11 protein-coding genes are annotated in these 12,001 nt (G+C 61.5%); 5 read left to right on the top strand and 6 right to left on the bottom strand.

From position 1 onward, the window contains the following. Positions 1-9 precede the first annotated feature (9 nt). From V3W40_RS06010 to V3W40_RS06000, 3 genes are all read right to left on the bottom strand, one after another. Positions 10-984 (bottom strand): ABC transporter substrate-binding protein, encoded by a 975-nt coding sequence (locus tag V3W40_RS06010; RefSeq protein ID WP_330214630.1) that lies wholly within the window; start codon positions 982-984, stop codon positions 10-12. 626 nt (positions 985-1,610) lie between these two features. Continuing rightward, on the bottom strand, positions 1,611-3,194 hold the full coding sequence (locus V3W40_RS06005) for a rhodanese-related sulfurtransferase (protein WP_330214629.1): 1,584 nt from the start codon (positions 3,192-3,194) through the stop codon (positions 1,611-1,613). Next, positions 3,191-3,802 carry a cysteine dioxygenase gene (locus V3W40_RS06000; protein WP_065948165.1) on the bottom strand — a complete coding sequence of 204 codons (612 nt, stop codon included), beginning with the start codon at positions 3,800-3,802 and terminating at the stop codon, positions 3,191-3,193. The genes V3W40_RS06005 and V3W40_RS06000 overlap by 4 nt, the downstream gene beginning before the upstream one ends. Positions 3,803-4,018: 216 nt before the next feature. Between V3W40_RS06000 and V3W40_RS05995 the strand changes: the two genes are divergently transcribed. Together V3W40_RS05995 and V3W40_RS05990 are read left to right on the top strand one after the other, a co-directional pair. Further along, positions 4,019-4,924 carry a LysR family transcriptional regulator gene (locus tag V3W40_RS05995; protein ID WP_027608694.1) on the top strand — a complete coding sequence of 302 codons (906 nt, stop codon included), beginning with the start codon at positions 4,019-4,021 and terminating at the stop codon, positions 4,922-4,924. Between the two features lie 725 nt (positions 4,925-5,649). Beyond that, positions 5,650-6,444 carry a class II aldolase/adducin family protein gene (locus V3W40_RS05990; RefSeq protein ID WP_092485437.1) on the top strand — a complete coding sequence of 265 codons (795 nt, stop codon included), beginning with the start codon at positions 5,650-5,652 and terminating at the stop codon, positions 6,442-6,444. Positions 6,445-6,516: 72 nt separating this feature from the next. Here V3W40_RS05990 and V3W40_RS05985 read toward each other — a convergent pair whose 3' ends face one another. Then, positions 6,517-7,599 (bottom strand): LLM class flavin-dependent oxidoreductase, encoded by a 1,083-nt coding sequence (locus V3W40_RS05985; RefSeq protein ID WP_330214628.1) that lies wholly within the window; start codon positions 7,597-7,599, stop codon positions 6,517-6,519. 258 nt (positions 7,600-7,857) lie between these two features. On the opposite strand from V3W40_RS05985, the gene V3W40_RS05980 reads away from it, so the two are divergent. Then, entirely contained in the window at positions 7,858-8,478 is a 621-nt protein-coding gene (locus V3W40_RS05980) for a hypothetical protein (RefSeq protein ID WP_428977862.1), read from the top strand. On the opposite strand, the gene V3W40_RS05975 is transcribed toward V3W40_RS05980, so the two are convergent. Further along, entirely contained in the window at positions 8,430-8,762 is a 333-nt protein-coding gene (locus V3W40_RS05975; RefSeq protein WP_065925155.1) for a hypothetical protein, read from the bottom strand. The two genes, V3W40_RS05980 and V3W40_RS05975, sit on opposite strands and share 49 nt — an antisense overlap. Continuing rightward, the gene (locus V3W40_RS05970) at positions 8,759-9,067 is read right to left on the bottom strand and encodes a phosphomannomutase (RefSeq protein ID WP_235865593.1); all 309 of its coding nucleotides are present in this window, start codon (positions 9,065-9,067) and stop codon (positions 8,759-8,761) included. Before V3W40_RS05970 ends, V3W40_RS05975 begins: the two co-directional genes overlap by 4 nt. A gap of 230 nt (positions 9,068-9,297) precedes the next feature. On the opposite strand from V3W40_RS05970, the gene V3W40_RS05965 reads away from it, so the two are divergent. Further along, positions 9,298-9,738, top strand: coding sequence for a low molecular weight protein-tyrosine-phosphatase (locus V3W40_RS05965; protein WP_065925156.1), 441 nt, complete (start codon positions 9,298-9,300; stop codon positions 9,736-9,738). 41 nt (positions 9,739-9,779) lie between these two features. Then, positions 9,780-11,999, top strand: a complete 2,220-nt coding sequence (locus V3W40_RS05960; RefSeq protein ID WP_330214627.1) for a polysaccharide biosynthesis tyrosine autokinase — start codon at positions 9,780-9,782, stop codon at positions 11,997-11,999. Positions 12,000-12,001: the final 2 nt, after the last annotated feature.

Here is a 12,001-nt window from a genome sequence, read left to right as displayed (position 1 = left end):
TCTGCTCCTTCAGCGTGATGCTTGGTTGTTGGGGGCGCGCTTGGCGTTAAAGCTCGTGTCGAAGCCCTGGGACACGTCGATGTGCCGGGGCAGCAGGCCTTCTTGCTGGTAGGTGTCGGCGGTGGCCTGCAGGCCACTGATCACGCTGTCGTCAATCAGCACCGGGCTCAGGCGGGTTTCCTTGGCCACGGCCACATGCACGGCCAGCGGCAGCCCGGTGATTTTGGCCTGGGCGGCGGCGTACTCGTCGGGGTGGGTATTGGCCCAGGCGTAGGCGCGGTCGACGCGGGCGACAAAGTCGTCCAGCTGCGTGCGCTTGTCGGCGATGGCCTGGCGGGTGGCGGCGAGGTACAGGTGATTGCTCAACAGCGTGTTGCCGCTGGCCAGGATCCGCGCCTGGCTTTGGGACGTGACGACGGTGGTGTAGGGGTCCCAGGTCGACCAGGCGTCGACAGTGCCGTTATCCAGCACCAGGCGCGACTCGCTGGGCAGCAGGAAAATGAACTGCACGTCCTTTGTGGTCAGGCCGGCCGTGGCCAGCGCCTTGATCGCCAGGTAATGGCCGATGGACCCACGCCCGGTGACGATTTTCTTGCCCTTGAGGTCGGCCACCGTCTTGATCGGCGAATCCTTGGGCACCAGCAGGGCGGTGGTGTTACGCCCTTCGGCGTGGATGATGCTGACCACCTTTAGCGAGGCGCCGGCGCCGAGGGCAAATACGTAGGGCGCATCGCCCAGGGCACCGATATCCACGGCACCGGCATTCAAGGCTTCGCCCAGGGGCGAGGCGGACGGGAACTCCGACCACTGGATTTGATAGGGCACGTTTTTCGTTTCGCCGGAGACTTCCAGCAGCGTCTTGATCGTCGATTTCTGATTGGCCACCCGCAGCGGTTGCAGGTCGGCGGCGTGGGCGCCGGTGGCCAGGCCAAGGGCCAGGGCGGTGCCCAGGAGCAGGCGTTTGAACGGAGTGGAAAAGACCATGGGATGCAGGCTCCAGGCAGATCGAAAAAGGGTTCGGCTACCTCCGCCTGGAGAAGGGGTCGGTGAGGAGTTCACGTTATGCCCATAAAAACCTGCTGTGAAAGTCTTTTTGGTTATATGTTAATTATGAATAATATTAAGATAATTTGTTATCTAATATGCGTTTTATGTATTTTCGAATAGGTAATTGCGGCTGGGGTGCCTGGGTGTCCAAGGGGGGCGGCGCCAATCGCTCTCAACGCAGGTTTGCATAGTGCGAAGTTGTCTAGGCCACTGTCATTCTTCACAGGTGTCCAGGCGTTGCGTCGGGCAGAAAATGACAGTACGCAGCCAAGTCAGCTGCGAGTAAACGATGGGGGTATTTGTACCCTCTCAGCGAACCAGTGAGGATTCGTCATGTGCAAATTATTGGCAACCACATGCGTCATGTTCAGTCTGCTGTTCGGTGCCCAGTTCAGCGTGGCCTCGCAAATGGAGGCGGGTGTCCACGCCATGCAGTCTCAGTTGAGCGGTAGCTCGGGGACGGTTTCTTGCACCGACACAGAAGAAAGAAAGTAACGCAGTACCCCCGCCCCATCAGCCTGGGGCAGCGCCTGCTCCCGCAATGGGGGCAGGCGTGCCTGGGGTCAAATGACGTAAAACCCATGGGTCCCATCGCGGGCCAGTTGCTCCACCAGACCGAACTCCCAATCCAGGTAGGCCTGCATGGCTTCCTTGGGGTTGTCGGTGCCTTCGTACGGCCGGCGGTAGCGGTCGATACGCAGCGAGGCCAGGTGGGTTTCGCCTTCTTCCAGTGGCAGTTGCGCGTTGATCCAGGCGGCGGTGCCGTCTTGCAGCAGGAACACTTGCTTGCCGGTGATCGCTTCGACTTCAGCCACCGCCAGGCGCGCCAGTTGGCTGCTGCCGCAGGTCAGCACATAACGCTGGGCGGCGGGTATCTTGGCCAGGGCCTCGGGCAGTTGTGCGCGCAATACCCACCAGGCACCGGGGATATGGCGCTTCACGTAGTTAGCGCTGGCGGTGAAATCCAGCACCACGGTGTCGCCATGCTCGAGCCATTCGGCGAGGGTGTGCGGGCTGATCAGTTCGGCCTGGGGGCGCGCGGGGGCTGGAGCGACCCAGGCGCCTTTTTCGCTGAAGTGCGCCGCTTGCAGGTCATCCAGCACATGCACGTCCCAGCCCAGTTGGGCCAGCCACGACGCAGACATGTTCGCCCGCACGCCATCGTCATCCGCCAGCACCAGGCGCGCACCGCGCACGCTGGCGACATGGTCGGTTTCCTGCACCAGTTGGCCGCCCGGGGTCGAGCGCGCGCCGGGCAGGTGGCCGGCTTCGAATTCTTCCGGGGTGCGCACATCGAACAGGTAGGTGGTGCGGTTGGTTTCCTGCTGCCAGGCGTGCAGGTCGGCGAGGGTGGCGCGACCGACGCGGGCCTTGTCGGCGACGCGGCGTGCATCGACGGCGGCGATCTGGCGATGCTCTTCCGAGGTTGGCGCAAAGCGCCGCGACTGGCCGTGGGCGAGCTTCTGCCCGGCCAGGGTCCAGCCGATGGTGCCATTGCGCAGCGCAGACACCGGGTTGGCCACGCCGGCGTTGATCAGCGACTGGGTGCCGATAATGCTGCGGGTACGCCCGGCGCAGTTGACGATGATGCGGGTGGCCGGGTCGGGCGCCAGTTCCCGCGCACGCAACACCAACTCGGCACCGGGCACGCTGATGCCGGTGGGGATGCTCATGGTTTGGTATTCGTCGAAACGGCGGGCGTCGAGCACCACCACATCGGCCTGGCTGTCGAGCAGCGCCTGCACTTCTTCAGCGGCGAGGGACGGCGTGTGGCGCTCGCTCTCCACCAACTCGCCAAAGGCCTTGCTCGGCACGTTCACATCGATAAACAGCTCGCCACCGGCCTGGCGCCAACCGTCCAGGCCACCTTCCAGCAGGCTGACCTGGGTGTAGCCCAGCGCAACCAGGCGTTCGGCGGCACGGGCGGCCAGGCCTTCACCGTTGTCGTAGACGGTGACCTGGGTATCGCGGCGTGGAATGCGCGAATACACCTCCAGTTCCAGCTTGGACAGCGGGATATTCGCCGCGAACAGCGGGTGGGATTCGGCAAACGGCGCTTCTTCGCGCACGTCCACCAGGGCGACTTCTTCACGGTCCAACAGGGCCTGGCGAATCCGGGCAAAGCTACGGGTCGGTACGGTGGTCATAGGGCAGGGCTCTTTTCTTTGGACAAATCCCAGATATTCGGGAGGAAGGCGTTGGAATAACCGGAGATAAACAGTTTCTCGCTGCCGTCGGGCTGGTACACCGCACGGCGCACCGCGCCGATATTGGCGCCGTACACATGAATGCTGATCGACACCTGGTCGCTGTGGGCATTGCTCACCTGATGGATGTCGCCGACCTTGGGCGACACCGCCTCGACCTGGCCCGGCACCAGTTGAATCGGCTGGCCTTCGGCGATCAGGCTGCCGTCGGGCGCGCGTTCGAAGCCTTGGGAGAACTCTGCCCCGCGCAGCATGCCGATCAGCCCCCACACCCGATGGTCGTGGATCGGCGTGCTTTGCCCCGGCCCCCAGACAAAGCTGACGATGCTGAAACGCTGGCGCGAATCGGCATGCAGCAGGAACTGCTGGTAGCGCTCGGGGTCGGGTTGGGCAAACTCATCGGGGAGCCAGTCGTCATGGCTGACCAGTTGCGCCAGCAGCTTGCCGCCACGGTGCAACAGGTCGCCTTCCCGTGGGTTGCCGTCTATCAATTCCGCCAGGGCGCCTATGAAGGCTCTGAGTCTCTCGGGGTGTCGGGCCTGGGTCATGGCACTTCCATCGTGTGGTCGCAGGGATGGGGTTATCTAAGCATAATGTTTATAGTTAATATGCTATTTTTTAATGATTAGCTTATAGCTGAAGGTAATTTAGAACAGGTCTGAATAGCGTTAGACGTTATCGATTGCAGCACGGGCTATTCACGCTGCGTTCCTGCAACTATGCTTCACACACATCTTAATGACTGTTCTCTATGTGCGGCCCAAATGAAAATTGACGATATCGATGCCTTTGTCGAAGTGATTCGTTGCCAGTCCATCAGCCATGCCGCCGAGTCGTTGCAATTGACCCAGCCGGCCATTACCCGCCGCGTGCAGAACTTCGAGCAGGCGCTGGGCGTGGAGCTGTTCGACCGCAACACCAAACCCCTCAAGCCGACATTGATCGGCACCCGCGTCTATGAGCAGTGCCGGTTGATCCTGCGCGAGATGGATGCCCTGCGCGAGCTGGTGGCCACCGACGCACCGCCCACCGGCCTGCTGCGCCTGGGGGTGCCGCAGACCATCGGCGACGTGGTGCTGCTGGACGCGCTCAAGCACCTGCGCAGCGAATACCCCGACTTGCGTGCCCAGGTCGCCACCGGCTGGGGCAGCCAGTTGGTGGGCAAGATCGAACGCGGCGAACTGGATGCGGCGGCGGCGCTGTTCCCGGCAGGCAAGATCTTCCCGGACAACATCGTCGGCGAGTCCATCGGCAAGATGGAACTGGTGGTGGTCTGCGCCAAGGCCCAACTGCCGAAGAAACCCTGCAAACTGGCCGATGTGTACCAGAACGGCTGGGTCCTCAACCCGGACGGCTGCGGCTTCCGTGCCGGGTTGCAGCGCACCTTGTCCGATCAGGGCCTGGCCCTGCGGGTCAACCTGGAGACCTTCGGCACCGAACTGCAACTGGGCCTGGTGGCCGACGGCCTGGGCTTGGGCCTGGTGCCACGGCCGTTGCTGGAACGCAGTGCGCACCGTGAGCAGCTGGCGGTGATGCCGCTCAAGGATTTCAAGCCGGTGATGGATTTGTGGCTGATCTATCCGCACTTCCTGGGCAACCTGCAGGGGCCGGTGGATGCGTTTGGCAAGCGGGTGGCGGCGTCGCTGCATAAAGTCCGCGACGCCGCGTAACCCTGTGGGAAGGGGCTTGCCCCCGATGACGGCCTCTGGGCCGACCATTTTTTTGGATTGGACCGGGTACATATCCGTTGCTGCGGTAACGGCGGCTTAGGGTTCCGCCCTGACGGCGGCTCACTTTGGAAAAGCCCCAAAGTAAGCAAAGGGCTCTTGCCCCACCACTCGGCACCTCGCCTAGGCTCGGTGTGCCCGTAATCCGACAGTGATGTGGGGGGGCCGCCGCCACGCGCCATCCATGGCGCGGGGCGGCTAAACCGGCATCCCTGCCGGTTTACCCCCCCAAATCACTATCGAATTCCGGCCAGCGTGGTTAACGGGGCGCCTGAGATCAAGATCTAAAGCAAGATCAAGGGCGGCTCGCTTCGCATCGGTGTTAGCGTTGCGGGAGATACTCATGGCCATCGGGGGCAAGCCCCCTCTTATCAAACTTAAAATAACTGAATGATTTTAGGGGGTTAAAATTTCACCCTGAAGTCTTGAGTCTTGCCTGAACAATTTCAGGCGACCGCATTCTTGTGGCAAGCCCGCTCGCCACAGTTTGCTGCGCGACAGCGCTGCGTCGAAGAGGTTGTGGGATCTCCCACATTTGCCCTGTATTATTGGTACGATTTATATGAAAAAAAATAATAATTAGCTTAGATTAAAATGTGCTTTTTATTATTTTTGGCCATCCCCTAGGCTTGCCTGGAAGTCCTTAAGGCCATCCAGGAAGTTTTGCCATGAGCAGCGTCACCTCGATCACCAATCTCACCAGCAATGTTCGCCAGCGCGTTACCCCGCAAGAGTGGGAGGTGCGCGTCAAACTGGCCGCCGCTTATCGCCTGGCTGCCTTGTACAAGTGGACCGACCACATCTATACCCATTTCTCCGCCCGTGTACCGGGGCCGGAGGAGCATTTCCTGATCAACGCCTTCGGGTTGTTGTTCGATGAAATCAGTGCGTCCAACCTGGTCAAGGTCGACCTCGACGGCACTATCGTCGATGACCCTACCGGCCTGGGCATCAACTACGCCGGTTATGTGATCCACAGCGCGATCCACGGCGCACGCCATGACCTGCAGGCGGTGCTGCACACCCACACCCGCGACGGCATTGCGGTGTCGGCGCAGAAAGACGGCCTGCTGCCGATCTCCCAGCATTCCATTGGTTTTTCCGGGCGCGTGGCGTACCACGGGTATGAAGGCGTGGCCCTCGACCTGGACGAACGCCAGCGGCTGGTGGCGGACCTGGGCGACAAGAGCGTGATGATCCTGCGCAACCATGGCTTGTTGACCGCCGGCGTCAGCGTTGAACATGCATTTGTGCAGCTGCAACAGTTGGAGCGCGCGTGCAATATCCAGGTGGCGGCGCAGGCGGCGGGGAATGTGGAGTTGATCTTCCCGCCGGCCGAAGTGGTGGAGAAAGTCGAACAACAGGCCAAGGTGTTTGCCAGTGGCGAAGGACCGGGGGTGGCGCGGCATTGGAATGCGCTGATTCGGCAGTTGGAGCGGACTGATACGGACTACAAGAACTGATTTCGAGCCAGGTGAAGATCAAAATGTGGGAGAGGAGTTGCCCCTCCCACATGGGGTTTGTGGTGTTCTTGCTTACGCGACCTGTTTGGCCTGCTCGCGTTCAGCAATCAACTGCCGGGTGAGGGGGATCAACCGCTTGCCATAGTCGATCGCATCATTGAGCGGATCAAACCCACGGATCAGGAAGGTGGTGATACCGAGGTCGTAATAATCGACCAATGCCTCTGCCACCTGTTCGGCGGTCCCCACCAATGAGGTGGAGTTGCCCTGCGCCCCCAGCAACCCCGCAATCCCCGTCCACAGGCGCTTGTCCAGCCGCGAGCCCTGCGCCGCCGCCGCCAGCAACCGGCGCGAGCCTTCATTCGGCGGTTCACGCCGCACAAAGCCATTCTTCTCTGCCAACTCGGTGGCCTGTTGCAGGATGCTGTCGGCACGCGCCCACGCCAGTTCTTCGGTCGCGGCGAGGATCGGTCGCAGCGACAGGCTGAAGCGAATCGTACGCCCATGCCTGGCCGCTTCGGCGCGCACCTGGGTCACGATCTCGCGTACCTGCTCATAGGTTTCGCCCCACAGCGCGTACACATCGGCATGCTTGCCCGCCACTTCAATCGCGGCCTTGGAAGAGCCGCCAAAATACAGCGGGATATGCGGCTGCTGCGGCGACTTCACCGCGGAGTGCGCGCCTTCGACCTGGTAGTAGGTGCCGGCAAAGTCGAAGGGCTGATCGCTGGTCCATTCCTGGCGGACCACGCTCAGGTATTCATCGGTGCGCGCATAGCGTTCGTCCTTGCCGATATGGCTGCCATCGGCGCGCAGTTCGCGGTCGTCGCCGCCGGTGATGATATGCACGGCGGTGCGCCCGCCATTGAACACATCAAGGGTGGCGAACTGGCGGGCGGCCAGGGTGGGTTGGGCGAAGCCCGGACGGTGGGCGATCAGGAACTGCAGTTTTTTCGTCACGTTGGCGGCATGGGCGGCGATCAGCGTGCTGTCCGGGCTGTTGGAATGGAACGCCACCAGCGCGCGGTCGAAACCGGCGTCTTCGTGGGCGCGGGCCACGGTTTCCACGTAGTCCGGTTGCAGGGCAGGGCCGCTGCGTGGGTGGATCTCGGAAGCGTGGTGACCGCCGATATAGCCGATGAATTCAATGCTCATGGTCTGTCCTTGTCGAGTAGGGAGTGAGTACCTCCGCCGGGCAGGGGGTCGGTCATGCTCGTCCACGGTAGGGGCCGCGACAGCCTGTGTAAAATGCCGTTTGGTTCTAACCTAATTATTAAAATATAGAATCATATTTGTATGTGGTGATCAGTAAATTGCATTTTGAAGGCGTTGCTGACGCTAGATAACGTTGTGTTTTTTTTGGGCCTGAGGTCTGATGAGCGCCGAAAATGGCACGTCGAAGGTTAAGCAGTGATGCGGGCAGAACTTGCGCAATATGGCGGCATTACCGTCATGATTCCGGCCGCACTGATGATTGCTGTCTGGTTAAGGTATTCCACGCCGTGGGCATTGCGGGCCTGGATAATAACGCTGGGTATTACTTATTCGATCGTGGCGGCCAGCAAGTTGCTGTTTAAAGGTTGGGGCTTATCCTTCCAGCACTTGGATATTGCTGTAATAAGTGGCCATGCCATGAACACCTGTTTGATGGTCACGGTGGCAACGAGTTTGCTGGCCCGCCAGTTCAACCTGGCCTGGCGCTGGCCGGCGGCGTTGGTGGGGTTAGTGATAAGTATCGGGTTCAGTGCTTATTGTGTCGCGCCTTATATACATCCGCTGAATGAAGCCCTGGCCGGTGCCGCACTGGGTGCGACAGCGGCCAGTGTGTTCCTGTGGCGTATTGATGCCGCGCCCATCAAGGTATCCCCCGTGTTCATCGGCGGCGGGCTGGTGTTTTTGCTGGTCTGTGGGCTGGTGCCCAAGTACAACGCGGAGTGGCTGCTCAACCGCGTCGCAGTGACCCTCTCAGGTGCCGACCAGGCCCATCAGGAGCCTGCCTGGCGCCTGGAAACCGCGCACAGGAAGGCCGAGTAGGTCGCCAGGTCCAGCGCCAGGTTGCTTTCCACCATCAGCGCCAGCAGGGTGGTCTGCGCGTTGAACCGTTGCGCATTGCCACGGCGCCGCGCGCGTTTCATCTGCTGGAACAGCGCATGGGTGATCTGCTGGGGGGAGCTGCCGCGCAACAGGTCCAGCCAATGGCCGATGGCCCGGGTGTTGCGCTGGTACTGCGCGCCCTGCACCGGTTCGGCAAACCCCTCGAACATCCCCGTCAGCCTGCGCAACGCATAGCCGCGTCTCAAGCCCGCCCACAGGCTCATGGCCGCTCCTCGGTGCCGCAGATATTGGCCAGCAGTTCGGCCGTCTTGACCTGCATGAACTGGCTGTCGCCGCGACTTTCCACGCACAGGCACACCGACAACGGGTCACTGACCTGCAACTTGAAGCGCCAGTCGGCGAACACCATGGAAAACCCGGCGCCGGACGCGTCGCTGTCCAGTGAGTTATCCGCATACAGCACCTGCAGGCGTTCGACGACATGGGTTGAATCATGCACTTCCACATGAATATTTCCCGAAGAAGGAAATAGGCCAATACGCTCTACCAATAACTTTGACGTGTTCATGGCCGTCCCCTGTCTGGTGCATTCAAATCGCACTTTATTATGGGGCGGTGCAAAAATACCGGAATGTTAGTTTTAGTCGGTCAATACCGGGATTGTTATTTTTTGTCTTGCGCGATAGATGGTCTCGGTTTGTAGGCTGTGGTCATAATTACTCGGTCGTTAGTTGCAGCTCATTAAATAAGGTCGTCCCTTTTGCCGAAGAATAAGTGTGCGGTGCGTGGGAGGTTGCCTTGTTCAAAAAGATATTGATTGTGTGCATCGGCAACATCTGCCGCAGCCCCACGGCGGAACACTTGCTGGGTGCTGCGCTTGCACCTTCCGGGATCCAGGTGAGTTCGGCGGGCCTGGCGGCCTTGCGTGACCATCCGCTGGAGCCCCTGGCCGGGCAGGTGCTGGCGGAGCACGGGCATGTGCCCCAGGTGCACAGGGCCCGGCAACTCGACGCCGGCGCCGTGAGTGAGGCCGACCTGATCCTGGTGATGGAACAACGGCACATCGACGGCGTGCTCGACCTCGCCCCCGAGGCACGGGGCAAGGTGTTCCTGTTGGGCAAGTGGCAGCACGATCGCGAGATCACCGACCCCTATCGCCAGGGCAAGCCCGCCTTTGTGCAGGCCTATGCCTTGATCGAACAGGCCGCACAGGCCTGGGCCCAGCGCCTGGCGCGCTGACGCTCCCTCTTTAAACGATTGCAAGGACGAAGACGCGATTTATGTATTCACCCCAGAACGCTTCCCCTGAAAGCCCTCACCGTGACGAGATCGATGTGCTCGGCATGCTCGGCAACCTGATCGATCACAAATGGCTGATCGCCGGGATCACCGGCACCTGCATGCTGATCGGTGCCGCCTACGCCATTCTGTCGGCGCCGGTGTTCCAGGCGAATGCGTTGATCCAGGTGGAGCCGAAGAAGAACGACATGCTCGGTTTCTCCGACGTCAGCAGCCTGCTGGGCAAGGAATCGCCGGCGGTGACCGAGATCGAGCTGATCAAGTCGCGCACCATCATTGGCAAGACCGTCGATACCCTGGCGCTGGACATCACCATCACGCCCCAGCATTTTCCGTTGATCGGTGGCTTCCTCGCGCGGCGTTATGTGCCTGAACACAAGGGCGATGTTGCGCCGCCGCTGTTCGGTTTCAATCGCTACTCGGCGGGAGGCGAGGCCCTGGTGCTGAGCCGCTTGAACCTGCCGACGGCGTTGCTCGGGACCACCCTGGTACTGGTGGCCGGCGAGGCCCAGGCCTACACGTTATTTGATGAGGACGGCGTCGAGATCGCCGCAGGAAGCGTCGGCGTGCCGTTTGCCGCCGAGGGCGTCGAGGTGCTGGTCAAGGAGCTGCGGGCCAATCCGGGCGCGCATTTCAAGATCGTGCGCAAGCCGCGCCTGGACGCGGTGGCCGACTACCAGGACCTGCTCACCGTGATCGAACGCGGCAAGGAGTCGGGCATCATCAGCCTGTCCCTGGAGAGCACGCGTCCGGGCCTGGCGGTGCGTACGCTGAATGAAATTTCCAACCTGTATGTGAAGCAGAACGTCGACCGTACCTCGGCCGAGGCGGCACAGAGCCTGTCGTTCCTCAATGACCAGTTGCCCCAGGTGCGGCGCGACCTGGAGAAGGCTGAGAACGCCTTGAACCGCTTCCAGACCCGCAGCAAATCCATCGACATCAGCCTCGAAGCCAAGGCGGTGCTCGACCAGGTGGTGGCCCTGGATACCGGCATCTCCGAACTCAAGCTGCAACAGGCTGAGATGGACCGTAAGTTCACCCCCCAGCACCCGGCTTATCGTGCCTTGATCGCCAAGTTGGCGGAACTCAACGCCAAGCAGGCGCAGATGACCAAGCGCGTCGAAGGCTTGCCCACGACCCAGCAGGAATTGCTCAGCCTGACCCGCGACGTGCAAGTGGGCACCGAGATCTACACCCAGTTGCTCAACCGCTCCCAGGAACTCGACGTGATGCGCGCCGGCACCGTGGGCAACGTGCGCCTGATCGACAGTGCCGACGTCAACCTGGCCAAGCCTGTGGCGCCGCGCAAGGTCATCGTGGTGCTGCTGGCGATGCTGCTCGGCGGCATGCTCTCGGTAGGCATCGTGCTGGTACGCAGCCTGCTCAACCGTGGCCTGGAAAGCCCGGATGAGATCGAGAAACTCGGCCTGCCGGTGTACGCCTCGATCCCCTTCAGCCTGTTGCAAAAGGCCGAGGAAACCAACGCGGCCAAGGGGCGTTCCGTCGCGCCGTCGCTGCTGGCGGTCAATCACCCCCATGACCTGGTGATGGAAGCCATGCGCAGCCTGCGCACCAGCCTGCACTTCGCCATGCTCGAGGCCAGGAACAACCGCCTGATGATCACCGGCCCGAGCCCCGAGGTGGGCAAGACGTTTGTCTCGGCCAACCTGGCGGCGATTGTCGCGCAGTCGGGTCAGCGCGTGCTGCTGATCGATGCCGACATGCGCAAGGGCTACTTGCACAAGATGCTCGGCAAGGCGGTGGAGGCGGGGTTGTCCGACCTGCTCGCCAAGCGCTGTGATCTGCAGGAAGCGATTCACCCGACCGCCGTGGAGCGCTTCGATTTCATCGGTCGTGGGCAGATCCCGCCCAATCCGTCTGAACTGTTGATGCACCCCAACTTTGCTGCGTTGCTGGCCGAAGTCAGCGAGCGCTATGACCTGGTGATCATCGACACGCCACCATTGCTGGCGGTGACCGACGCCGCGATTGTCGGGCGCCAGGCCGGCACCAGCCTGATGGTCACCCGTTTTGGCGTGAACTCGGCGAAGGAGATCGAGTTGACCCTGCGCCGCTTCCATCAGAACGGCATCGAGCTCAAGGGTGCGATCTTCAATGGTGTGGAAAAACGCCGGTCCGCCAGCTACGGCTATGGCGACTACGGCTACTACAGCTACGCCTATCAGTCCGACAAGGCCTGATG

This window comes from Pseudomonas sp. AM8 (assembly GCF_036346475.1).
GTDB lineage: Bacteria > Pseudomonadota > Gammaproteobacteria > Pseudomonadales > Pseudomonadaceae > Aquipseudomonas > Aquipseudomonas marginalis.
Note: the sequence above shows the minus strand (reverse complement) of the source record. Positions and strands in the feature narration are given on the sequence as shown.

What these genes read in the sequence shown, in the direction of transcription:
- V3W40_RS06005 (WP_330214629.1), bottom strand. Translation starts at nt 3,194, where the DNA reads ATGACCACCGTACCGACCCGTAGCTTTGCCCGGATTCGCCAGGCCCTG.
- V3W40_RS06010 (WP_330214630.1), bottom strand. Translation starts at nt 984, where the DNA reads ATGGTCTTTTCCACTCCGTTCAAACGCCTGCTCCTGGGCACCGCCCTG.
- V3W40_RS05990 (WP_092485437.1), top strand. Translation starts at nt 5,650, where the DNA reads ATGAGCAGCGTCACCTCGATCACCAATCTCACCAGCAATGTTCGCCAG.
- V3W40_RS05980 (WP_428977862.1), top strand. Translation starts at nt 7,858, where the DNA reads ATGCGGGCAGAACTTGCGCAATATGGCGGCATTACCGTCATGATTCCG.
- V3W40_RS05985 (WP_330214628.1), bottom strand. Translation starts at nt 7,599, where the DNA reads ATGAGCATTGAATTCATCGGCTATATCGGCGGTCACCACGCTTCCGAG.
- V3W40_RS05975 (WP_065925155.1), bottom strand. Translation starts at nt 8,762, where the DNA reads ATGAGCCTGTGGGCGGGCTTGAGACGCGGCTATGCGTTGCGCAGGCTG.
- V3W40_RS05960 (WP_330214627.1), top strand. Translation starts at nt 9,780, where the DNA reads ATGTATTCACCCCAGAACGCTTCCCCTGAAAGCCCTCACCGTGACGAG.
- V3W40_RS05970 (WP_235865593.1), bottom strand. Translation starts at nt 9,067, where the DNA reads ATGAACACGTCAAAGTTATTGGTAGAGCGTATTGGCCTATTTCCTTCT.
- V3W40_RS05995 (WP_027608694.1), top strand. Translation starts at nt 4,019, where the DNA reads ATGAAAATTGACGATATCGATGCCTTTGTCGAAGTGATTCGTTGCCAG.
- V3W40_RS06000 (WP_065948165.1), bottom strand. Translation starts at nt 3,802, where the DNA reads ATGACCCAGGCCCGACACCCCGAGAGACTCAGAGCCTTCATAGGCGCC.